The 22,844-nt window shown below is 52.8% G+C and carries 17 protein-coding genes; 8 read left to right on the forward strand and 9 right to left on the reverse strand.

The genetic code is table 11. The features are described 5' to 3' along the window. The first annotated feature begins 18 nt into the window (after positions 1 to 18). Positions 19 to 555, forward strand: a complete 537-nt coding sequence (locus I9W95_RS04670) for a hydrolase (protein ID WP_225672359.1) — start codon at positions 19 to 21, stop codon at positions 553 to 555. A gap of 234 nt (positions 556 to 789) precedes the next feature. Then, positions 790 to 1,248 carry an REP-associated tyrosine transposase gene (locus I9W95_RS04675; protein ID WP_225672545.1) on the forward strand — a complete coding sequence of 153 codons (459 nt, stop codon included), beginning with the start codon at positions 790 to 792 and terminating at the stop codon, positions 1,246 to 1,248. Between the two features lie 606 nt (positions 1,249 to 1,854). Here I9W95_RS04675 and lon read toward each other — a convergent pair. Further along, the gene (lon, locus tag I9W95_RS04680; RefSeq protein ID WP_225672361.1) at positions 1,855 to 4,236 is read right to left on the reverse strand and encodes an endopeptidase La; all 2,382 of its coding nucleotides are present in this window, start codon (positions 4,234 to 4,236) and stop codon (positions 1,855 to 1,857) included. A gap of 229 nt (positions 4,237 to 4,465) precedes the next feature. On the opposite strand from lon, the gene I9W95_RS04685 reads away from it, so the two are divergent. Next, complete coding sequence (locus I9W95_RS04685) at positions 4,466 to 5,824, forward strand: TrpB-like pyridoxal phosphate-dependent enzyme (protein WP_225672363.1); 1,359 nt, start codon at positions 4,466 to 4,468, stop codon at positions 5,822 to 5,824. A 65-nt stretch (positions 5,825 to 5,889) separates the two neighbouring features. On the opposite strand, the gene rsuA is transcribed toward I9W95_RS04685, so the two are convergent. Together rsuA and I9W95_RS04695 are read right to left on the reverse strand one after the other, a co-directional pair. Continuing rightward, positions 5,890 to 6,594 (reverse strand): 16S rRNA pseudouridine(516) synthase RsuA, encoded by a 705-nt coding sequence (gene rsuA / locus I9W95_RS04690; RefSeq protein WP_225672366.1) that lies wholly within the window; start codon positions 6,592 to 6,594, stop codon positions 5,890 to 5,892. A 29-nt stretch (positions 6,595 to 6,623) separates the two neighbouring features. Continuing rightward, a complete protein-coding gene (locus I9W95_RS04695; RefSeq protein WP_225672367.1) occupies positions 6,624 to 7,154 on the reverse strand; it encodes a GNAT family N-acetyltransferase in 531 nt (176 codons plus the stop codon). Between the two features lie 143 nt (positions 7,155 to 7,297). Between I9W95_RS04695 and I9W95_RS04700 the strand changes: the two genes are divergently transcribed. The 3 genes from I9W95_RS04700 (at position 7,298) to I9W95_RS04710 (ending at position 10,166) form a co-directional block, all read left to right on the forward strand. After that, entirely contained in the window at positions 7,298 to 8,575 is a 1,278-nt protein-coding gene (locus I9W95_RS04700) for a dicarboxylate/amino acid:cation symporter (protein ID WP_225672369.1), read from the forward strand. A gap of 69 nt (positions 8,576 to 8,644) precedes the next feature. Beyond that, the gene (locus tag I9W95_RS04705; protein WP_225672371.1) at positions 8,645 to 8,836 is read left to right on the forward strand and encodes a helix-turn-helix domain-containing protein; all 192 of its coding nucleotides are present in this window, start codon (positions 8,645 to 8,647) and stop codon (positions 8,834 to 8,836) included. A 274-nt stretch (positions 8,837 to 9,110) separates the two neighbouring features. Then, the gene (locus I9W95_RS04710) at positions 9,111 to 10,166 is read left to right on the forward strand and encodes a hypothetical protein (protein WP_225672373.1); all 1,056 of its coding nucleotides are present in this window, start codon (positions 9,111 to 9,113) and stop codon (positions 10,164 to 10,166) included. 204 nt (positions 10,167 to 10,370) lie between these two features. On the opposite strand, the gene I9W95_RS04715 is transcribed toward I9W95_RS04710, so the two are convergent. After that, a complete protein-coding gene (locus I9W95_RS04715; RefSeq protein WP_225672375.1) occupies positions 10,371 to 10,571 on the reverse strand; it encodes a hypothetical protein in 201 nt (66 codons plus the stop codon). 82 nt (positions 10,572 to 10,653) lie between these two features. Next, positions 10,654 to 12,318 carry a recombinase family protein gene (locus tag I9W95_RS04720; RefSeq protein ID WP_225672376.1) on the reverse strand — a complete coding sequence of 555 codons (1,665 nt, stop codon included), beginning with the start codon at positions 12,316 to 12,318 and terminating at the stop codon, positions 10,654 to 10,656. A 22-nt stretch (positions 12,319 to 12,340) separates the two neighbouring features. Here I9W95_RS04720 and rimO point away from each other — a divergent pair, with 22 nt between their 5' ends. Then, a complete protein-coding gene (gene rimO / locus I9W95_RS04725) occupies positions 12,341 to 13,690 on the forward strand; it encodes a 30S ribosomal protein S12 methylthiotransferase RimO (protein ID WP_225672378.1) in 1,350 nt (449 codons plus the stop codon). Between the two features lie 139 nt (positions 13,691 to 13,829). Then, positions 13,830 to 14,870, forward strand: a complete 1,041-nt coding sequence (locus I9W95_RS04730; protein WP_225672380.1) for a tRNA-queuosine alpha-mannosyltransferase domain-containing protein — start codon at positions 13,830 to 13,832, stop codon at positions 14,868 to 14,870. On the opposite strand, the gene I9W95_RS04735 is transcribed toward I9W95_RS04730, so the two are convergent. The 4 genes from I9W95_RS04735 to I9W95_RS04750 form a co-directional block, all read right to left on the reverse strand. Further along, positions 14,853 to 16,010: a response regulator gene (locus tag I9W95_RS04735; RefSeq protein ID WP_225672382.1), complete on the reverse strand. Its 1,158-nt coding sequence runs from the start codon at positions 16,008 to 16,010 to the stop codon at positions 14,853 to 14,855. The genes I9W95_RS04730 and I9W95_RS04735 overlap by 18 nt on opposite strands. Before the next feature lie 18 nt (positions 16,011 to 16,028). Further along, positions 16,029 to 16,223, reverse strand: a complete 195-nt coding sequence (locus I9W95_RS04740; RefSeq protein ID WP_225672383.1) for a hypothetical protein — start codon at positions 16,221 to 16,223, stop codon at positions 16,029 to 16,031. Between the two features lie 21 nt (positions 16,224 to 16,244). Then, positions 16,245 to 17,153, reverse strand: a complete 909-nt coding sequence (locus I9W95_RS04745; RefSeq protein ID WP_225672386.1) for a response regulator — start codon at positions 17,151 to 17,153, stop codon at positions 16,245 to 16,247. Between the two features lie 87 nt (positions 17,154 to 17,240). Next, positions 17,241 to 22,820, reverse strand: a complete 5,580-nt coding sequence (locus tag I9W95_RS04750; RefSeq protein ID WP_225672388.1) for a PAS domain-containing protein — start codon at positions 22,818 to 22,820, stop codon at positions 17,241 to 17,243. Positions 22,821 to 22,844: the final 24 nt, after the last annotated feature.

Genomic DNA, 22,844 nt, shown 5'->3' on the forward strand with positions numbered 1-22,844 from the left:
ACAACACAGGAAAGGCGTATGTTAAACACAGAAAATACCGGCCTGATGATTGTCGATGTGCAGGGCCGATTATCGACACTGATGCACGATTCAGACAGTTTATTTGCCCAGCTGCGCACACTGATTAAAGGAGCCCGGATATTGGGCTTGCCGGTGGTATGGATGGAACAGCTGCCGGAAAAGCTGGGCTCAACCCGGGAAGAAATCCGCGATTTGCTTGACGGTGAACCGCTGATAAAAAATACCTTCAGTGGAATGCAGAATGCCGCTATTGCCCGTGCGGTGAAAGAGCACAAGCGTCAGAACTGGCTGGTCGCGGGCCTGGAAACTCACGTTTGCGTGTATCAGACCGTGTGTGATCTGTTGCGTGAAAAATACGATGTGCATCTGGTTATGGATGCCGTCAGCTCGCGCACCTTGGCGAACAAAGAACTTGGCCTGCGTAAGATGGAAAGCCTGGGCGCGCAACTGACGTCGGTGGAAATGGCGTTGTTTGAGTTGCAGAAAGTAGCCGAAGGTACGGCCTTTAAGCAGCTGATTCAGATTATTAAATAACCTTCATTGTTGTAACGGGTCGCGGGCATGGCCCGCTCCTACGGCGTTTGGATTCTTCTGTCGCGGGTATGATCGTTCCTTCGGCTATAGATTCGTAGGAGTGGGCCATGCCCACGACCAGGGCGATTGAATTCTTCGCGTGTGATCATGGTCGTTTCTTCGACTAGGGATTCGTAGGAGTGGGCCATGCCCACGACAAAAGCCTGAAATACCAAGGATGGTATTGTGAGCAGAATGGAAACAAATTACGGACATCGCAGTCTTCGGAAAGGACGCTTTTCGGCCGCTAATAATATTTACTTTATTACTGCAGCCACTGTTGATCGTTCTCCGCTATTTTCTGAGTGGCTGTACGCAAGAGCAGCAATAAACGGGTTTACACAGACGAAACTATTGGGGCATTCAAGGCTGCTTTGCTGGGTTCTGATGCCTGACCATGTACATTGGCTTATACAATTAGCGGATGATACGAAGCTGAGTACTCTGGTTGGCTCAATGAAATCAGCGTCAGCGCGTCTTACCCGACGCGCTGGTTGCTCGCAGAACATATGGGCTCCGGCTTTTTATGATCATGCTTTGCGAGAAGAGGATGATATCCGCTCAGTAGCACGGTATATCGCTGCTAATCCATTGCGGGCAGGGCTGGTGGATCGGCTTGGTGACTATCCCTATTGGGATGCGGTTTGGCTTTGATGTGGGTCGCGGGCATGGCCCGCTCCTACGGCGTTTGAATTATTCGGTGTGGACGTGGATAGTTGTTGGCTGCCCGATTTATCTGGTCGTGGACATGGCGCGCTTCTACTGTGTTTGAATTACTCGATGTGGACGTGGATTGTTGTTGGCTGCCCGATTTATCTGGTCGTGGGCATGGCGCGCTTCTACTGTGTTTGAATTACTCGATGTGGGCGTGGATTGTGCGTTGGCCGCCCGATTTATCTGGTCGTGGGCATAGCGAGCTTCTACTGTGTTTGAATTACTCGATGTGGACGTGGATTGTTGTTGGCAGCCCGATTTATCTGGTCGCGGGCATGGCCCGCTCCTACGGTACTTGAATTATCCGATAATGGACGTGGATTGTTGTTGGCTGCCCGATTTATCTGGTCGTGGGCATAGCGCGCTTCTACTGTGTTTGAATTACTCGATGTGGGCGTGGATTGTGCGTTGGCTGCCCGATTTATCTGGTCGCGGGCATGGCCTGCTCCTACGGCGCTTGAATTATCCGATAATGGACGTGGATTGTTCATGGCCCGCTCCCATAACGTTATAGCCGTAGGAGTGGGCCATGCCCACGACCGTTAATTATCCAAACACCACATCAAACACATCACGGTAGGTTTCGGCAAAGTGCGCGGTCATGCCATGGCGGATGTGTTCAGGCAGTTCTTCGTAATCGCGGCGGTTAGCGGCAGGCAGGATTACTTCCATAATTTTTGAACGCCGTGCTGCAATTACTTTCTCGCGAATACCGCCCACCGGTAGCACATGCCCGGTAAGGGTTAACTCCCCCGTCATTGCCAGTGATCTTTTTATGCGCTTATTCAGCATCAGCGACATCAGGGCGGTGGTCATGGTGACACCGGCGCTGGGGCCGTCTTTCGGTGTTGCGCCTTCCGGTACATGCAGGTGAATAAAGCGTTCGGCAAAAAATTCAGGGTCACCGCCAAACTCACTGGCGTGGCCCGCTGTGTAGCTGTAGGCAATCTCCGCAGATTCTTTCATCACATCGCCGAGTTTTCCGGTGAGCTTAAAGCCGCGATTTTTCTCATGAACGCTGGCAGCCTCGATCGGCAGTGTGGCACCGCCCATGGCAGTCCATGCCAGCCCGGTAACAACCCCGGTGCCTTTAAGAATTTTTTCACTGCGGAATACCGGGCTACCGAGTAATTCCTGCAGATCTTTCTGTGTCACCGAGATTTTCAGGTCGGGCTGTTGCAGTAATTGCACGACGGATTTACGGGCAATTTGTTGCAGTAGTTTTTCCAGATTGCGCACACCGGATTCACGCGCATAGCCTTCGATGATGGCTTTCAGGGTGGCGTCGCTGATTTTGACCTGACCTTTCTTCAGACCATGACGTTCCAGCACCCGCGGCCACAAATGGTTGCGGGCAATGGCCAGTTTTTCTTCGGTGATATAGCCCGACAGACGAATGGTATCCATACGATCGAGCAGCGGCCCCGGAATGGTGTCCAGCTGGTTAGCGGTGCAGATAAACAGCACTTTGCTCAGATCGACCCGCAGATCGAGGTAATGGTCGAGAAATTCGCGGTTCTGTTCCGGGTCCAGAACTTCCAGCAGCGCCGATGCCGGGTCGCCCTGATAGGACGATCCCAGCTTGTCGATTTCATCCAGCATAATAACCGGGTTAGACACTTCGACGTCTTTTAACGCCTGAATAAGTTTGCCGGGCAGGGCGCCTATATAAGTACGGCGGTGGCCTTTAATTTCGGCTTCGTCACGCATACCACCGACACTGAAGCGGTAGAACTTACGCCCCAGTGCATCGGCAACCGAACGGCCGATGGAGGTTTTACCCACACCCGGTGGGCCGACCAGCAGCATAATGGAGCCAGAGATTTCCTGTTTGAATGAACCGACAGCAAGGAATTCGAGAATGCGGCTTTTTACGTCATCCAGTCCGGCATGATGGGCGTCCAGCGTATGCCGGGCCTGTTGCAGATCAAAGGAATCTTCTGAATACAGGCCCCATGGTACAGATGTAGCCCAGTCGAGATAATTACGGGTAACCCCGTACTCAGGAGAGCCGACTTCCAGCATCTGTAATTTACGCAGCTCTTCATCAATGCGCTTGCGAGCCTGTGCCGGTACCTGCTTGTCTTCCAGGCGTTGCTCGAACTCTTCAATTTCTGCAGTTTTATCGTCTTTTGACAGGCCCAGTTCCTGCTGGATGGTTTTCAGTTGCTGGCGCAGGAAAAACTCACGCTGATGCTTACTGATACTGTCGTTGACGCTGTCGTTAATTTCGACTTGCAGGCGTGCCACTTCCACTTCTTTCTTCAGCAGCAGAAGCACCTTTTCCATGCGTTTAAGCAGCGGCAGGGTTTCCAGCACATCCTGCAGCGCCGGGCCCTCGGCAGTGGTTAAAGCAGCTGCAAAGTCGGTCAGCGGTGACGGTTCATTCGGACTGAAACGGTTGAGGTAATGTTTCAGTTCTTCGGAATACAAAGGGTTAATGCTCACCAGCTCTTTGATGGCATTAATGATGGCCATCGCATAGGCCTTGGTTTCGTCATCCTGCTGCACGCGGCTGAGCGGGTAATGCACCCGGGCAACAAATGGCGGCTTGGCGTGCAGCCATTCCAGCACGCGGAAGCGACGGATGCCCTGGGCGATAAATTGCACACGGCCTTCTTCAGTCTGCATTTTGTGTACGCGCACCACACAGCCTACCAGGGGAATATCACCCAGCTGCGGAACCTCGTCGGCACCTTTTTCATTCACAAAGGCGACACCGAGTAATTTGGATTCGCTGTCAGCGACCTGGCGCAGTGTATCGCCCCAGATTTCTTCGCTGATCATAATTGGCTGCACCTGAGCCGGGAAAAACGGCCGGCCATTAACGGGCAGAATATGCAGTTGATCGGGTAAAAAATCATCTGGCAGCGCCAGCGTGCCGCTGTTGTCTTCTTTACTGATAAATTCCTGATGGTTATCGCTCATACCTACCACCTGACAGCGTGAATTCATTCGACCGCACAGACGGCGGTCGGGTGTAATGACTTATGTTAGTGGGGGAGTCAGGTACGGATTTCAAGCGACGCTGTGTGGTTGATTCCGCCTTGCGGGCCAGAACGCGAAATCACCGGCGATTCATGCGCTGGATCATAGCTATTTCAGGGCTGTTTCGTTAAGGTAGCTGACCATTTGGTCAATTGATGGAAAACAGCTGATGAAACAAACCAAAATTCTTCTTCCTGAAACCGAGATTCCGAAGCAGTGGTACAACGTCGTTGCCGATCTGCCTACGCCGCCAGCGCCAGCTCTCGGACCGGATGGGAACCCTTTGGATCCATCAGCTATGTCGCCGATTTTCGCCGACAATATCATTGAGCAGGAAGTATCAGATAAGCGCTGGATCGATATTCCGGAGCCAGTGCGAGAGATTTACCAGCAATGGCGTCCAGCGCCAATGTTCCGCGCGCACCGCCTGGAAGAAGCGCTGGGTACACCAGCTAAAATTTACTACAAATACGAAGGCGTCAGCGCCGCCGGTTCGCACAAGCTGAACTCTGCGATCGCTCAGGCGTATTACAACAAAGTGGCAGGTATCAAGCGTCTGACCACAGAAACCGGTGCCGGTCAGTGGGGTTCTTCACTGTCGCTGGCGGGTCAGATGTTCGGTATCGACGTGCGCATCTACATGGTGAAAGTCAGCTATGAACAGAAGCCATTCCGTCGTTCAATGATGCAAACCTGGGGCGGTGAAGTGATTGCCAGCCCGAGTAACCTGACCGAATCCGGTCGTAAGATTCTGGCTGCCGACCCGGATTCCCGCGGTTCGCTGGGTATCGCTATTTCTGAAGCGGTAGAAGAAGCGGTCAGCCGTGAAGACACCAAGTACTCACTGGGTTCGGTACTGAACCACGTACTGCTGCATCAGACTGTGATTGGTCTGGAAGCGAAGAAGCAGTTTGAGATGGTGGGTGACTACCCGGATATGATTTTCGCGCCATGTGGTGGCGGCTCTAACTTCGGTGGTGTGGCGTTCCCGTTCTATGCCGATGAAGCCGCAGGCGGTAAGAAGGTTCGTCTGGTCGCGGTTGAACCAACCTCATGCCCAAGCTTAACCAAAGGTCACTACGCCTATGACTTCGGTGATACCGAAGGCTTCACGCCGATGATGCTGCAATACACCCTGGGTCATGACTTTATGCCGCCGGGTATTCACGCTGGCGGTCTGCGTTACCACGGCGCATCCTCTCTGGTATCGCAGATGTACCACGACAAGCTGATTGAAGCAGTTGCGGTTCCTCAGGTGGCGACGTTTGAAGCCGGTGTTCAGTTTGCCCGTGCCGAAGGCATTATTCCGGCGCCGGAATCCAACCACGCGATTCGCGCCTGTATCGACGAAGCGCTGCGTTGTAAGGAATCCGGTGAAGAGAAGACGCTGTTCTTCAACCTGTCCGGTCACGGTCACTTTGATATGGTGTCGTACGACAAGTACTTCACTAAGCAGCTGGAAGACTACGAATACCCGCAGTCTGAAATCGATGCTGCACTGGCCCGTCTGCCGAAAGTTAAGGCCTGAGCCGAAACAATAAAAAAGCCACCTTCGGGTGGCTTTTTTATCGGCTGACGCAGTTCAGACGCTGATCAGTTACCCGCCAGAGCGGCGACTTCTTCGTCGGTTAACGGACGGTATTCGCCTTCCTGCAGTGTTGGGTCCATGTCCATGCAGCCCATTTTCTCACGGTGCAGTTTTTCCACATGGTTACCCAGTGCGGCAAACATGCGCTTCACCTGATGGTAGCGGCCTTCGTGGATGGTCAGCAGCACTTCGGTATCGCTGACGCGTTCCAGCTCCGCCGGTTTGGTCGGCTCCGGGTCGTCTTCCAGCAGAATACCTTTTGCCAGTTTGGCTTCGGCGTCTTCGCGCAGCGGCTCAGCCAGCCAGACGCGGTAGGTTTTAGGCTGATGATGCTTGGGCGAAGTCAGATGATGTGACCACTGGCCATCATCGGTAATCAGCAGCAGGCCGGTGGTGTCCATATCCAGACGACCAACGGTGTGCAGGTCCATACGATTGACGATACCTTCCAGCAGGTCGAACACCAGCGGGTGGGTGCTGTCACGGTGAGTACAGACATAGCCCGTTGGCTTGTTCATCAGAATGTAGCGGAAACCACCCTGATGGGTCAGGGCTTCACCATCCAGGGTTACTACATCAGTCTCACTGACTTTCAGTGAGGCACTTTTCGGCTTGCTGCCGTTCACCAGTACCCGGCCGTTTTTTACCGCTTTGGTGGCCAGTGAGCGGGTCAGGTCGGTGGTATCGGCGAGGAATTTATCGAGACGCATAAGTCATATCGCAAAGAATTTGCGCCATTTTAGCATGGCTGCTCAGTGTCAGCCTGCTTCTGTAGCACCTGCAGGTGCAGCCCGTCGATTTTGGGTAAGCCGACTCCGGCCTGCACCGGGTAGGGCATGGTCTCGCCGGTTAACTGATAACCGCGGCGCTGATAGAAATTACGCAGCGCGCTGTTCTGGTTCACCACTTCCACCTGAAAACGCTGACGTTTACGACTGGCATGCTGTTCCGCCTGTGCCAGTAGTTGCTTGCCTAAACCGCTGCCGTGGCGCTGTGGATCAACGGCGAAGGTACCGAATTCTGCGACCTCGGTCAGGTAGTGAATGGAAATGCAGGCGATGGGGTTTTCGGCTTCATCCAGCGCTGCCAGCAGTTCGACATCATTGCGCTGCAGCAACTCACGCAGCTGCTTTGGCTGGATGCGCTCGCCCTCAACAAGATGTTGTTCGGTGGTCCAGCGTCCGCTGCCTTCGCTGCCGCGATAGGCGCGGTTAATAAGCTGTGCCAGAGCATCGACATCGCAGGCGGTGGTAAGCAGGGTGAAGGTCATGGTGATACCCGTTTGAACATTGCCCGCCAGTGTAAATGGCCCATCTGATAAGTCCAGTTGGTAGTGTGGTCTGGGCGGCGCTGAATTTCATGTTTTAATAGCGGCAGATTGCGGATCAGCTCAAATCATAAGGAGTCGCCATAGTGACCAAGCACAGACTGACCTGGCCAGGACTGAACAGTCAGATTCTGATCGCCGCCGTAGCGGGCCTGTTACTGGGTGGCTGGCTTAATGGCGTTGACCCGGACAGCGTGTTTAAAGCTCAGCTGTTGTATGGCGCCGATGTGGCCGGACGGCTGTTTATCGACCTGTTAAAGATGATTCTGGTGCCGCTGATTTTTACTTCTATTGTGGTGGGTATTGCCAATCTGCGCAGTCACCATCAGGCATCACGGGTGTGGAAGCTGACGCTGGGCTTTTTTGTATTATCGATGGTGCTGGCGATGTTACTGGCGCTGATAGCCACAGGCTGGGCCGAACCGGGCAAGGGCTTACAGCTCGATATGTTTGCCGGTGCAATGCAGGACTTTGAAGCCAAACAAATGTCTGGCGGCGAGTTCTTCGCCACGTTGTTACACAGCTTATTTCTCAATCCGTTTACGGCGATGGCCAATGGCAAAGTGCTGCCACTGGTGGTGTTTGCCGTGATTCTTGGCATTGCCATCGTCGCCCATGAATCGGCCAAAGGCGAAGCCGCCGACGAATCGCGCGTACTGGGCCTGCTGAATGAGTTGCTGGCGCTGATGATGCGCATCGTGCACTGGATTATGCGCCTGGCTCCGCTGGGGATTCTGGCATTGCTGACCAAACTGATGGCGACTCAGGATATGAGTTTGCTGACCACCATGGCGGCCTTTATCGCGCTGGTGTTCGCCATCACCATTGTGCACGGTGTGGTGATTCTGCCGGGCCTGATGACGCTGTTTACCGGAAAGTCGCCACTGTGGTTCTGGCGTGGAGCCCGCCCCGCGCTGATTACCGCCTTTGCCACCAGTTCCAGTGCCGCCACCCTGCCACTGAGCCTGCAATGTGCCGAAGAAAACCTGAAGGTACGCAAGGATATTGCCGGCTTCGTTCTGCCTGTTGGCGCCACTATGAATATGGATGGCACGGCGCTGTATGAAGCCTCGGCGGCGCTGTTTATTGCCTATCTGGTAGGCATTGATCTGAGTGTGTCACAGCAACTGGTGGTCATGCTGACAGCCATGGTGGCATCGATGGGAGCACCGGGCATTCCCAGCGCCGGCATGGTCACCATGGTGATGGTGCTGCAATCGGTCGGCCTGCCAGCCGAAGCCATTGCTATTCTGCTGCCCATTGACCGCATACTCGACACCATTCGTACGGCAGTGAATGTGGAAGGGGATCTGGTGGCCAGTGTGGTGGTGGATAGTCGGTTGAACAGAGCGTCGGACGTCTGACGTCTGAAGCCTGAAGCCTGAGGCATGAGGCGTGAAGCTTGACGGGAGACGCTCCTAGGCGTCCTCTGCATGATGCGGAATCTGCCATTTTCCTGTAGTCGTAATGTTGCAGCCTTATCAAAGGTTCACCGCCTGAATAAGCCAGGCCATGATCTTGTGTACGCCATTGAAGACCCAGCAGAGCGCCGCCGCAAGATCGTGTTTCTTACCCCAAAGGGTAAGCGGGTGGCAGAGTCACTTCTGGCCATACTTGAGGACTGATCCGAGGCTTATCAGTAGTTGATCTGGCAGGGAATGTCCGGTACGGTTTGCACTGAGCAGGGAAGCAGCTAGTCCATTCATGCCTGTCAGGGCGCTGGTTTGGAACCAGATTCTTCCCTTAGCTTTGAAAATTTACAGATCGGCCAGTCCTGATATCGTGACGATAAATAAGGACTGCATCAATATTAAGAGCACTATAGAAGCATTATTCTCTATCAGTGAGTATGTATTTAATGATTGAACGATGTCTTGATAGTAATAGGTTGGATAATGTATGAATAAATATGGTGCGTTAATTTTTTTATTTTTGTTGGTCCTGGGAAGTCCGAGCGTTGGATATGCCAATATGTTTGATGATATCGCACGGCAGCAAAGGAATGATTTGCCAATGGAGGACTGGAATGCTCATGCGGTCAGGTCTGCTTCTTTGGAGCAGATAGTTGCAGCTTCTGCGCGTGGGAATGTGCATGCAAAATTTATTCTGGCTGTATCCCTGCTTTATGGCGCTAACGGTTTTGAAAAAAAACAGAGCGAAGCACGTGTGATTCTGGAGGGTTTGTTAGACAGTCATTACTCTCAGCGTGCCAATGTGGCAATGGCTGAAATATATTCAAAAGGTCTTGGTGTTTCTGTGGATTCATTAAAGGCGAAATCATATTTCACGAAGGCTTTTGGTGAGAACATAATTCAAAATTACGGTGACGCTTCTAGTGAGGAGTGGAAAAAGAAAGGAGTGGCTTACGCGGTAAGTTTTGTCTATATAGATGGTTTTAGAGAGTTGGATTATGTTCGAATTAATGCTCGGAGTAACAAAGTTGTTGCTTCTTCAATTTTATCTACGATTGATCATATTGTTAGAAATTCTAATTTAACTAAAAGAAGTAGTAATGTTATATATTACTTTTCCGAAGGTGAATCTGGCCGATTGGCTGAGGAGATGAAATATTGGTATTCGATGATATCAAATATGGATCCAGGTGGGTATGTTGATTATCTTTATTATCAATCAAATATTGATGGTGATTTTCCATTTAAAAGGAATATTTCATTAGGTGTTGCTGGAATTGAATCGTTGGCAAGTGAGTGTAAGGATGAGGGCGTCCCCTATGATGCGGCCGAATATTTAGCCAAACTGTATTATCACAAGCTGCCTAACTATGGGTTGGCTTATAAATGGCTGAGTATAAGTAAGTTTCTTGGCAATGAACTTATAATTGGACAATTGATAACGCAAGAGCTTATTGATGAAGTTGCAGGAAAGATGGCGCCGGATTTGCTTGCTAAATCGCAAAATGATTTCTTACAGTGGGTTAGTAAGAATTGTAAATAAGGTATGTATTTTTCTCGAGGCTGTGGAAAATGCTGTGTCAGATAATTGCTGATAAACAGCCACAGTTCAAAAGCTAAAGCCCCACAGTTCATCCCTACCGCTGTGGGCCGGTTTGGTTCCCCTAGCATCAGAGTTGATTGATGTTACGGGAGCCACCGTCAAACAAGATCCTACCTACCTTTCCTTGGTTTTCAGGGAAACTTCTTAGCCAGCCTTCCGTTTCTGGTATCCATAGAAAGCAGACGCGATACCGCCAATGGCCGTGCCGATGGCAACAGCTGCTTCCGCAAAGCCTTCCTGATCTTCCTGACTGATCTCCAATCCGAACAGGGTGCCGATACCCGCAACCACCGCAATGAATCCTAACCAGATCGACTTGGACTTGTACCAAGGGAGTTGAGTCATGGTGTGCCTCTTTATGTTGTTGGTTTGGCGATAAAGAGGCTACTTCCAGGGGATCAGGATTTCAGAAGAAGTTTTGGATTGCTCAGAAGTCTACCTGAGCAACCCATTTCCCATTGTTGGGGTTAATCCGCAGCAGTCGTACTGCACCGCCTTTGAATCGCAGAACAAGGTCAATCAGGGGCTTTTTAGTGCCGTCTTTACCCAGCCGGGAGCCCAGTGACATTGCCACTTTTGCCTGCGCGCCGTGTGTGTTGGCCTCCATTCCTTTGATAAAGACATCCACCCGTTCAAAGGTGCGACCACACAGCGACCGTGCAGTGTTCCGCGCTTCGTAATCCAAGCTGGTCACGTTTGCTACCACGTTGGACCATTCTTTCAGCAGTTTTGCGCTGCTGTTTGATTGCAGGGTGCGTAACTCTGAACCCAGCTGCTTACATTGCGCGGTGAGCTCACCTTGACGTTTTTCCAGTTCACGCATGGTTCGCATGATGGTCAAAGGCGGTTCATCGGTTTCCAGCAGGGCTTCCGTCAAACGGGCACTTTTCTTACCAATTTCAGCCAGTTCAGCTTCTGCCTTTGCCAGCTCAGTTTGCAGCTTGGTTTTAACGGTGTTGTCACTATCCAGTTCGTGCAATGTCAGATGGTCACGGCAGTACGTCAGTAAGGCACGTTCAACAACGGCCAGCGAGCAACTACCGCCTACTGGGCAGTCCTGTCGGAGTGATTGGCTGGCGCAGATCAGACGGCGGTGGCCATCAGAAATAGAGCCATCAGCGCGAGCACGACTCTGCATATTAATGCCACTCATGTTAGCCCCGCAGTAACCGCAGTAGCAGATGGCCTGTCCAGTTATCACACCGGGAATGGTGCTGGTACTGGCCCGTGGCCGGTTGCCCTTGGCCGCTTGCAGCTTGTCGAACTCAGTCTGGTTAAGAACCGCAGGGTAGTAGTCGTGCAGCAGGTAGGTTTCACCCTTCACGCTGATCTCTTTGATACCCATTAAGGTCTTGGCCTGTATTACTTTATACAGGTGACTGGAGAGTAAAGGCCTGCCGGTGTAGGTGATTTTTTCCCGGTTCAGCTTCTTTACGATTGCGCCAGCGCCTTGGCCGGACAGATACATTTCGATTGCCAGTCTTAACGCTTCGACCCGTTCCGGGATCACCCGGAAAAGGGGCGGAGCGTCATTGCCGGTTTCCTCTAGCCATTCCGGGGCCCGACCATTGCGGATATGCGTTCGTACCTTGCCACTGATCCAGTTTTCGCAAGCGATACGGATAGAGGCAGAAACCCGTTTGGCCTTGGTTTCAGATTCTTCGTGAGCGCGGATCATCACCAGCAGGCTGTAAACCAGGTCCATAGGATTGGATTTCAGGCTGGTCCGGTCGTAGTGCTTACCGTCACTCGCGGTTACTACGGTGATGCCGGCATTGATGATCTGGTAGAGCAGGGCCTGTGCCTCAATCGGTTCAGCCCGGCTCAGTCGGTCGAGAGCCTCAATAACGAGCAGGGAGCCTGGCTCAACCTGGCCGTTTTCAATGGCGCGTAAGAACGCACCCAGGGCACCCTGTTTGATGTGGTTCTGGTGATAGGCACTCAGGCCTTCATCACGGAGGGTCAGGCTGGTATCGAGGTACAGGCCGTTCTCAGCTGCATAGCGTTCAGCAAACTCTGTTTGGCGGGTCGTTGATGATCCCGCTGCCTGCTCAGGTGTTGAGAAACGGATATAGCTGTATAATCGCCGCATTTTTAACTCACGGGTTTTAACGATGGCCGAAAATATATCAGGCTCAGACAGAAAGCGTATAGGTATGATCTCCCTCGGCTGTCCGAAAGCATTGGTGGATTCTGAAAAGATCCTGACCCAGCTGAAAATGGACGGCTATGAGGTGGTGAATACCTACGACAATGCCGATGTGGTGGTGGTGAACACCTGTGGCTTTATTGATGCCGCCAAGCAGGAATCACTCGATGCCATTAAGGAAGCCATGACCGAAAACGGTAAGGTGATCGTTACCGGTTGTATGGGTAAGGGCAAAGACGCCGAAACCATCAAGGAACTGAACCCGGGGATTCTCGCGGTGACAGGCCCGCAGGCCTATGAAGAAGTCATGGGTGTGGTACACGAGTGGGTGCCGCCGGTTGAAAAAGAACACAACCCGTTCACCGAGCTGGTGCCACCGCAGGGTGTGAAGCTGACGCCACGTCATTACTCTTACCTGAAAATTTCTGAAGGCTGTAACCACAGCTGTACCTTCTGCATCATTCCGGATATGCGTGGCAAGCACGTCAGTCGTCCGATTGGCGATGTGCTGGATGAAGCCAAGCGTCTGGTGGCGGCCGGCACCAAAGAGCTGCTGGTGATCTCGCAGGATACGTCTGCTTACGGTGTTGATACCAAGTACCGCACCGGTTTCTGGGACGGTAAGCCGGTCAAGACCAAGCTGTACGATCTGTGCAACGAGCTGGGCAACATGGGTGCCTGGGTGCGTCTGCACTATGTGTATCCGTATCCGAGCGTGGACGACATTATCCCGCTGATGGCTGAAGGTAAGGTTCTGCCGTATCTGGATATTCCTTTCCAGCATGCCAATCACCGTATTCTGAAGCTGATGAAGCGTCCGGCTCATGCTGAGAACACGCTGGAACGCATTAAAAAGTGGCGCGAGCAGGTGCCGCAGCTGGTGATCCGTTCGACCTTTATTGTTGGCTTCCCGGGTGAAACCGAAGAAGAATTCCAGGAACTGCTAGACTGGCTGGAAGAAGCAGAGCTCGACCGTGTCGGCTGCTTCAAGTACAGCCCGGTAGAAGGCGCAAAAGCCAACGATCTGCCGGATCATGTGCCGGAAGACGTGCAGCAGGATCGCTGGGAGCGCTTTATGGAAACCCAGCAGCGCATCAGTGAACGCAAACTGGCACGTAAGATTGGCCAGCGCATCACGGTACTGGTGGATGAAGTCGATGAAGAAGGCGCGGTGGCGCGCTCGGTAGGCGACGCTCCAAACATCGACGGCATGGTGTACCTGAACGAGTTCTTCGATTGTCAGCCGGGTGATTTCCTTGAAGTGGAAATCGAGCACGCTGACGAATACGACCTGTGGGCATCGCCGGTTGCCTGAGGCTGCGGCTTGAGTGTATTTCAAAGTCCCTTAATCGGGGCTTTATTTTGTGTTTTTAAAAGCCCCTTTTTGTAACGCCATCCGTGGTTAGCGTTTAAGCGCCAGTGTGGAAATTTCAGGCTCATTTGCGGCTTAATTTATGAAAAAAATATTGCTGCTTTCTGCCTATCGCTCCGACAGTCATGCCAGCTGGGCTAACTGGCTGAGACAAAACCTGGTTGCCGACTGGCGTGTGCTGGAGTTGCCGGGGCGCTACTTTCGCTGGCGCATTCGTGGCAATCCACTGAGCTGGCTGGGCGAGTTACCGGCGCTGCTGGATGGCTGGCAGCCTGACCGTATTCTTGCCACTTCAATGGTGGATATCACCACGATCAAAGGCCTGAACCCGGCGCTGGCGTCGGTGCCGGTCAGCTATTACTTTCACGAAAATCAGTTTGCTTATCCGCTAGGGGAAGGTCAGCACAGCTCTGTCGACCCGTTAATGGTGCAGCTGTACGGTGCGCTGGCAGCTGACGAGTGTTTATTTAATTCGGATTATAATCGTCACACGTTTCTCGAAGGCGTTGATGCCTTGCTGAAGAAACTGCCCGACTGCAAGCCTGATTCGCTGGCACAGCGCCTGGCGGCTAAATGCTCACTGTTACCGGTGCCGGTTAAACCGGTGGCTGAAGGGCAGAAAACAGCGGGATTAATCGTCTGGAATCATCGCTGGGAATACGACAAAAAGCCGGAGTTATTTCTGCAGCTGTTGCAACTACTTGAGCAGCAGCAATTCGATTTTTCACTGGCGTTGCTTGGCCCGCGTGCGGATAAAACGCCATCTGCGTTACAGGCTATTCGCCAGCAGTTTTCCGCCCGAATCATTGCCGATGGCATGGTCAGCCGGGCAGAGTACGAACAGCTGCTTGGGCGGGCGCAGTTTGTGGTGAGTACGGCGATTCATGAGTTTCAGGGGCTGTCGGTGCAGGAGGCGGTAACGGCGGGGGCAATTCCGGTGTTGCCGGATGATCTGTGCTATCGCGAACAGTATGCAGATTTATACCGTTATCAATCTGGTGATATGCAGGCGGCAGCCGGGCGTTTGCTCGAGTTGTCTGGCAGTGTTAATCGCATAGGGTTGCAGGCTGCTTTTCGGGATGCCGGAGATGGATGGCAGCAGTGGCTACTGATGCGCCAGTAGCTCTCGCAGGACGTCCAGCAGGTGAGTAAGGTTTTTCCCAAGATCTTCTGATCGTCCGTACGTCAGTTCGACTTTGTCGGTGGCTATCAGTGCAAGTCTGCGCAGTCGCTCCTCCTGATCATCATCGAGGCCAAGGTTCACCAGCAGGTCGTCCTGCGCGTTGACCATATCGCGCACAGCATTCATCAGACTGTTGGAGAAGTGCTGAATATCAGACGTCGACAAATCAACACTGTCTTCCGCCAGGCTGATAATTTTGTTCAGCATACTGATTCGCTGTTGTTTCATTTTCAGGGTGTAGCCGGCTTCAATTGCCATTGCCCGATCACTGGCGACGTCGGTAATCATTACCAGTAAATCCTTGAACCGTCCGTAACGGGTTTCTTCATCAATGGGCATGTTCTTGATAAGCAACACGACTTTACTGCTGTTGACCAGAGTGCGGTTGCCCTGATGAGTCATACGCTGATCGGAAGCAAAAAAACGGTCCATCAGGGATGCTTCAAGTGAGTCCGCTTTACACCCTGCGTAAATCTTACTGGCACTGCTGATCATGACGCAGCTAGTCAGGTTGAAGTAGGCAATTGAGTTACGGATAGTTTCGGCAAGGGTTTGCTGGTTTTCTATCTGATGCAGCGTACGTAACAGCTGCACTAATTTTCCCAGTTCACTTGAGTTAACCATGGCTTCCATAGCAACTGCAGCCGCGTTTTGGGCTTCACGCATGCTTTTTTCTATATCGGCACGGTCATTCAGCAGCTTTTCCACGCGGTAGCGGAGTGACAGGCCATCACGATTATCATCGATAAAGTCATCTGCTCCGGCTTCATAGGCTGCCAGACGCGCTTCGCGACCAGCTACGGCAGATAACATAATAATCGGTACGGTATGTGTTTTTTCCAGCGCTTTCAGTTCAGCGCAAAGCTGATAACCATCATTAACCGTACTGTCTGGCGATGCCGCCAGCCCGTGCAGGGCAGCTCCTATAACGAGCAACGCCGGCGTATCGGCTGCTACGTAATGCTGCACATCCTCAATACTGTGAACGACTCGTACGGAGTACTGATCACACAGTGCTTGCTCCATAAGCTCAGAGGTTTCATGGGAATTGGTGGCAATCAGAATGTGTTGTCGGCTCATACTATGAGTTCCCTGCCGTTACTGATCGGCCAGTAGCTCGTAGAGTGCTTCCAGAATACGGGTAAGTTTGGCATCCAGATGCTGAGTGGCCTGAGAGGTTTCTTCCAGGCGGTCGGTCGCATTATTGGCAAGGGCCAGGAGTTTTTTCTCCTGATCTTCTTCCAGACCAAGACTGAACAGCATGCCCTCCAGATGGATCAGCATGTCGCTCATGGTCTGGGTAACAGTTTCCGACTACACGCGAATTTCATCGCTGGTTTTCTGGATATTGTCTTCTGCCAGTTGAATAATCTGTTTCAGAAATTCCTTGCGCTGCTCGCGCATCATCACTTCAGTGAGAATGCCTTTACCCCGGTCGCTGGCAATATCGGCCAGCACGGCGAGGTGGTCTTTAAGGCGCCCGTAGCGAGCTTCGTCACCGGCTGGCATATTCTTGATCAACAGTGTGATCGGACTGCTGTGAATGATGGTACGGATACCCAGATGGGTCACACGCTGTCCGGAGTCCCGGAACTTGAGCATGACACGAGCTTCCATCGAATCGTTTCCACAGCCGAGCAGAAAAGGGCTCTCGGAATCGACCATAACGCAGGCATTCAGACCAAACTGAGAAGCGACTGACATAACCGCGGCAGCAAGACCAGAAACATCCGAGATCGACTGAACCTCTTTTACGAACTGAATAATCTGACCCAGTTCACTGGAACTGGTCATGGCTTCCATTGCAACGTTCATGGCTTCCTGGGATTGCTGCATGGCCGCTTTTTTGTCCAGAGTCAGCTGGATATGGTGCTTCACCTTGCTAAGGAGGGTATTGCCGTCAATGGGTTTGGTCAGGTAGTCGTCTGCACCAGCTTCAAAGCCTTCCAGACGTTCTTCCGGGGAGTCTTTGGCAGATACGAAAATAACAGGTGTTGTCGCGGTGGCTGCCCGTTTACGCAGGGCGACACAGGTGTCGTAGCCACTGATGCCGGGCATACTGACATCGAGCAGAATCAGGTCCGGTTGATAGGATTCGAGCATTTCCAGGCACTGTTCACCGTTTTCTGCTTCGGCTGTGTCATAGTCGCTGTCCAGCAATGCGCCAAGCAACATGCGGTTGTCCGCGGCATCATCAACGATCAGTACCTTGCCTGCTTTCATTCACCTTTACCTCTTCGGCTGACTTGGGGCCATGACCCTCTTTTCAGTCTAGTCACTGGCTGGCAAATCGCGCCGCTTTTTTGCGCTTCAGGCGATGTAAGTGGCTGCAGCTTCAATAAACTCCTCGCCGGCAAGGCGAATGTCGGCGATCAGGGCAGCGCAGGCGGTATCATTTTCGTCATTACTGATTTTCTCCAGCCTTGCAGCCAGCTGGTGGATTTTTTCAGCCCCAAGGTTGCCTGTGACGCCTTTCAGGCTGTGTGCCTGTGCATGCAGATCTGCGAAGTTATGGTCCTCTGTTGCCTGTACCAGTTCGGCCAGTCGGCGGGGAAACTCATCCATAAACATTATCAGCAGGCGCTTAAGGAGTTCTTCGTCGCCGATCAGGCGCTCTATCGCGCCGTTGAGGTTCCAGACTTCACTGCTTGCGGCAGCAGGTTCTCCGGGCTCAGATACGGTAATGACGGCATCAATGCCACTGAGCCACTGGCGGATGGTTGCCAGTACCTGGTCGGCCTTAATGGGTTTGGTCAGATAGTCGTCCATACCGGCTTCCAGACAGCGTTCGCGGTCCCCCTGCATAGCATTGGCTGTCATAGCAATAACGGGAAGCTTACTGGCACGCTCACCTGCGGCCCCGGCGCGGATCTGGCGGGTGGCTTCAAAGCCGTCCATCTCTGGCATCTGGCAGTCCATCAGAACCAGTGAGTAACGTTGCTGCTCGTCATCTTCCAGGAGGCGGGTAATGGCTTCCAGGCCATTGTTGGCAACGTCAACGTTGAAGCCGGCTACTTCCAGCAACTCGGTAGCCACCAGTTGGTTGATATCGTTATCTTCCACCAGCAGCAACCATTGGCCGCTCAATTGTTCGTGCTGATCGTCCGTTTGCTCTGCAGCGGCTTCTTCCTGGCCGATGATGGTCAGCAGGTTGCCAAAGGTAACGGGTTTGGGGAAGTTCGCGGCGATACCCGCTTCTCCCAGGTGGGCTTCGTCTGACAGGTAATGCATGGGGGTCATTAACACCACCCGGGTGTCTGCGGTAAGCCCCTGTTCATGCCATGCCTGGGCGATGCTGATACCGTCGCTGTCAGGCAGCTCAAGGGACAGAGCAACGATGTCGGTCTGTTGCTCCATCAGCTTTTCGGTGGCTCCGCTGGCCGAGCTGCTTGCTATTACGGTGGCTCCCCATTGGCTCAGCTGGCGTAAAAGGGCATCGAGTTGAGCATGGTTGTGCTCGGCGACAAGAATCGTTTTTCCACTAAGCAGTGCCTGTGGTTCTGCAGCTCTGGAATCGGCCGCCTTGCCGAGGCGAATGGTGAAATGGAAACAGCTTCCTTTCTCTGGGGAGCTGTCGACGTTCACATCGCCGCCCATCAGCTGACATAATTTCCGAACGATGGCTAATCCGAGCCCGGTGCCGCCATAGCGACGAGTGGTGGAGGCATCAACCTGGCTGAAGGCCTGAAACAGTCTCAGCTGTGCTTCTTCAGGGATACCAATGCCAGTGTCCATGACGTCGGCATGCAGAATCCACCCATCGTCAGTACAGTCCTCAAGGCGCAGCTTCAGCGTGACCTCGCCATGACTGGTAAATTTAATCGCATTACCCAATAAATTAGTCAGAATCTGGCGTAGTCGACCGGAGTCGCCGACAACGTCTCTGACGGGGACAAGCTGGGTGTCCAGAATCAGCTCCAGTCCTTTACCCTGAGCAAGCTGCGCCATGTTTTCGGCAAGATCGCCAACCATATCCAGCAGTTGGAAGGGCAAGGGTTCCAGTTCCAGTTTATTGGCTTCGATTTTAGAAAAATCGAGAATGTCATTGATCAGACCCACCAGCGCGTTGGCGCTGCTGATGGCCAGGTCTATCCGGTGATTCTGCTCGTCACTGAGTTGCGTAGCACGCAACAGGTCGAGCATGCCGATAACACCATTCATTGGTGTCCGGATTTCGTGACTCATACTGGCCAGAAATTCGCTCTTGGCCAAAGCAGCGGCTTCTGCGGCCTGTTTGGCTTCGCGCAGGGCGACTTCATCAATTTTCTGTTGCGTAATATCGCGGTAACTCCATACCCGACCGCGAACCTGGTTACCAATCATCATTGGCAGGGAAGTGCGCTCGAATACCCGACCATCGGTACATTCGATCAGATCGAAAATGCCCTGATACGGCATTTTCATCACTTCTTTTAACTGTTTGCGTGTTCGTTCGGGCGTTTTCAGCTGTGGGATGATCAGTTCTTCAACCACCTCTGAGTAGTCTCTTCCTTCCAGCTCAGCAGTCGGGATCTTCCACAAATGGCGGTACTGAGTATTCCAGCGAATAACCCGATAATCTTTATCGGTAACCAGAATGCCGTTATCGGTGGATTCCAGCGTTGCTTCCAGCAATGACAGGGAATCCTGCAGCATGTCCTCTTTGGCTTTGAGGTCAGTGACATCGAAGTTCACCCCCGTCATGCGCACGGCGGTGCCACTGTCATCGTGCACAAACAGCGCCGATACACGGGTATGGTGAACTGATCCATCGTCATGGCAGATGCGGAATTCGCTGTTAAGCGGCTTTTGCGTTTCGATGGCGCTATTAAATTCGCGCAGTATCCGTTCGCGGTCATCCGGGTGCAGGGAATCGCGCCAACGGCGAAATGGTATGGGTTGATCGGCAGGGATGTCTTCAAACTCATACAGTTTGCGCATGCGTTCATCCCAGAACACTTGCGCACTTTCAAGTTTGATTTCCCAGATGCCAATACCAGCAGAGTCCGTGGCCAACAGCATTCGTCGGTTATTTTCTTCCAGCCTGGCTTCTGCTTCCTTGCGTTCGGTGATATCCAGATGGGTGCCAATCATACGCACCGGTTGATGCTCATCGTCCCACTCCACCACGCGACCGGTGTCCATTACCCAAACCCAGTGGCCATCTTTATGGCGCATACGACTCTCGTATTCGTAGCGTTCAGCCTCGCCACGCCAGTGCGCCTGCAGGGCAGCGTTCGAACGTTTCAGGTCATCCGGGTGGGCGAAGTGAACCCAGCTGTCGATGCTGGTTTCTCCCAGCTCTTCCAGGGTGTAGCCAATGATTTCTGCCCAGCGTGGGTTGAATATGGTCTTGCCAGTTGGAATATGCCAGTCCCAGACGCCGACAGCCGTTGACTCGACCACCATTTGCAGCCGCTCGTTACGATCACGCGCTGCCAGCTGAGCCCGAACACGCGCATCAATATCCTGGAATGATCCGAACAGCCGCACGCATTTGCCATCGCGGAACTCAGCATTGCCCTGAGCGTTGACCCAGATGGTGTCGCCTTTAGCGGTTACCAGTTGCAGCTCTTCGCTCCACGGTGCACCGGTGGCTGTAGCTTCGCTGATAACAGCCTGCATTTTGCTGCGGCTGTAGCCTTCGGCGTAAAAGTTGATCGCAGTATCGACATCGGGTTGGTAATCATCAGCAACTTCGTGAATGCGTTTGGTCATTGATGACCAGTAAAGGCTGCTGCTTTCCAGATCAAGGTCCCAGACGCCGATACGGCCCATTTCACTCATGCGCTCGAGCAGGTCCTGCTGGCGTGAGATTTCACGCTGATGATCTTCATACTCAAGCTCGTGACTGACCCACTGGCTGATCAGCTCCATCAGCTTGAGGTCATGGTCGTCGTACTGTCTGCCATTGTCGCTAAGGCTGGAAAAACTGACGGTACCAACCGATTGCCCTTTAACTTTAACGGCTACCCCGACGTAGGTGCGGATGGTTTTGTCCGGATAAAAAGGATGTCGGATAACATCACCGTCTTCCCGGTAGCGATAAACCACAGGTTTGTCTGCGTTCAGTGTGCGACTGGAGCTTATATGGCCCAGCGAGTAGTGCTGGCCAGGCTGAATAGAATTGTCGGGACTGACGATACTGCGTATCACAAACCCCGGGTCGTCCATGGTCAGCAACACGCCATAGGGCAGGCCCAGTGTCTGACAGCCGATCTCTAGAATACGGTGGATTTTATCGTCTGTACTACTACCAGAAGCGGAAACTTCGTGAAGCTGGTGCAGTGCGGAGAACATGCGTTGTTGCTGGGATATATCCGTGCGTATAGCGATGTAGCTGACAACGCGCTTGTCCTTATCCAGAATGGGGAACAGCGTACTGTTTACCCAGTACAGGCTGCCATCTTTTGCGCGATTACAGAATTCACCCTGCCAGACGCGCCCGGCGCGAATGGTTCGGTACATATGGCGATAGAACTCCCGGCTGTGGACGCCGGAGTTCAGTATGCGGTGATTGGCGCCTATAAGCTCTTCCCGGCGGTAGCCGCTGATGGCGCAAAACCGTTCATTAGCGTAGGTAATGGTGCCTTTGGCATCGGTAACCGCCACAATTGAGTGTTCATCTAATGCGGCTTTCTGATCCTGTAGCGTACGCAGTGCCTGTTCAGTTTCTTCGTGACTGGCAATCAGTGACTGGTGCAACTCAACCCGGGATTCGAGCAGAGAATGAAGACTATGAGCAAGATCTGCCACCTCTCTGGTCGAGCTTTCAGGCAAATCCTGTAACGAAATACTGGAGTGGCTATCGCGCGTTGCCAGTGTCATTAGCTGCACCAGCCTGTTTAAGGGGGCAGAAATGAAGCGGGCGGTCATCATAGCCGCCAGGAAAACCAGCACCATCAGTACCAGGGCCAGTATGCCAACATTGGGTAGTGCTGCCAGAGCTCTGGCTTCAATATGACTGAGATCCGTTTCGGCCACCAGATACCAGTACTGGCCCAGCATTTCCAGTGGCAATGCAACGCCGATGACGTTAACGCCATCGGCCGCAGTATAGTGATGGCTTTGTCCCAGATGGGCCGGAATCAGTGATTGTCTTTGCGTCTGTGAAACATCACCGCCAATGGTCAGCTGACCATTGGCAAACAGTATCTTGCCCGTTGCATCGACCAGATAGTAACGGTGGTTAGCCATCAGTGAATTACGCAGTAAAGTCAGTAACTGATCTGTCTGTAACTGCAGAACAAAGGCACCGCGCAGCTCACCGTCGTGGTTGTGCACCGGTGCGGACAGCCAGAGTGATAATTGATTGGCTGAGGGTAAATATTTTTTGATTGACGACAGGTGGTTTTCGCCATCTTTCAGCGTTTTCTGAACAACCGAGGCCAGTCCCGTATCGCTGTATGGTCCATTCGCCAGGTTAGTACCAAGATCAGCCTCTTCGGCCATGGAAAACAGCACATTACCGTCGAGATCCGTCAGCATGACATCATGGGTGTAGTCATAGGTTGCTGACAGAGCGAGCGCCGGCTGGCCATACTGGTCGGCCAGTTTGCGCCATTCCCGGCTGCGGACGAAGTTTGCAACGGATTGACCACTCTTCTGACGGGCGTCGTAAAGACTGTCCAGCAGTGGCAGAAACTGAAAAGAGCGAACCTGATACTCGACGTCCATCAGACGGTAGTTCAGCCAGGTGACAATGGTCTGTTGTTCAAGGTGAGCGGAACTGATCAGTTCCGCCTCGGCCAGATCAAACAGGTTCTGGTGCGTATCCCGGTAGCTTTGCCATGCCAGTATCAGCAATGGAATTAACGCCACCAGCAGCATCGGCATGAATATCTGTAACCTGATGGATTGCTTATGAAGGCGGCGTTCAGCAGATTGTGAATGGCTTGGCTGATCAGACATTACTTGGGGTTCCATGCAGACCTG

It is taken from the genome of Thalassolituus marinus (assembly GCF_020320395.1).
GTDB lineage: Bacteria > Pseudomonadota > Gammaproteobacteria > Pseudomonadales > Oceanobacteraceae > Venatoribacter > Venatoribacter marinus.

Coding starts and splice junctions, on each gene's coding strand:
- I9W95_RS04675 (WP_225672545.1), top strand. CDS start 790: ATGGAAACAAATTACGGACATCGCAGTCTTCGGAAAGGACGCTTTTCG.
- I9W95_RS04720 (WP_225672376.1), bottom strand. CDS start 12,318: ATGCGGCGATTATACAGCTATATCCGTTTCTCAACACCTGAGCAGGCA.
- rimO (WP_225672378.1), top strand. CDS start 12,341: ATGGCCGAAAATATATCAGGCTCAGACAGAAAGCGTATAGGTATGATC.
- I9W95_RS04740 (WP_225672383.1), bottom strand. CDS start 16,223: ATGAGCGACATGCTGATCCATCTGGAGGGCATGCTGTTCAGTCTTGGT.
- I9W95_RS04750 (WP_225672388.1), bottom strand. CDS start 22,820: ATGTCTGATCAGCCAAGCCATTCACAATCTGCTGAACGCCGCCTTCAT.
- lon (WP_225672361.1), bottom strand. CDS start 4,236: ATGAGCGATAACCATCAGGAATTTATCAGTAAAGAAGACAACAGCGGC.
- I9W95_RS04695 (WP_225672367.1), bottom strand. CDS start 7,154: ATGACCTTCACCCTGCTTACCACCGCCTGCGATGTCGATGCTCTGGCA.
- I9W95_RS04730 (WP_225672380.1), top strand. CDS start 13,830: ATGAAAAAAATATTGCTGCTTTCTGCCTATCGCTCCGACAGTCATGCC.
- I9W95_RS04735 (WP_225672382.1), bottom strand. CDS start 16,010: ATGAGCCGACAACACATTCTGATTGCCACCAATTCCCATGAAACCTCT.
- I9W95_RS04705 (WP_225672371.1), top strand. CDS start 8,645: ATGATGCGGAATCTGCCATTTTCCTGTAGTCGTAATGTTGCAGCCTTA.
- rsuA (WP_225672366.1), bottom strand. CDS start 6,594: ATGCGTCTCGATAAATTCCTCGCCGATACCACCGACCTGACCCGCTCA.
- I9W95_RS04745 (WP_225672386.1), bottom strand. CDS start 17,153: ATGAAAGCAGGCAAGGTACTGATCGTTGATGATGCCGCGGACAACCGC.
- I9W95_RS04710 (WP_225672373.1), top strand. CDS start 9,111: ATGAATAAATATGGTGCGTTAATTTTTTTATTTTTGTTGGTCCTGGGA.
- I9W95_RS04670 (WP_225672359.1), top strand. CDS start 19: ATGTTAAACACAGAAAATACCGGCCTGATGATTGTCGATGTGCAGGGC.
- I9W95_RS04685 (WP_225672363.1), top strand. CDS start 4,466: ATGAAACAAACCAAAATTCTTCTTCCTGAAACCGAGATTCCGAAGCAG.
- I9W95_RS04715 (WP_225672375.1), bottom strand. CDS start 10,571: ATGACTCAACTCCCTTGGTACAAGTCCAAGTCGATCTGGTTAGGATTC.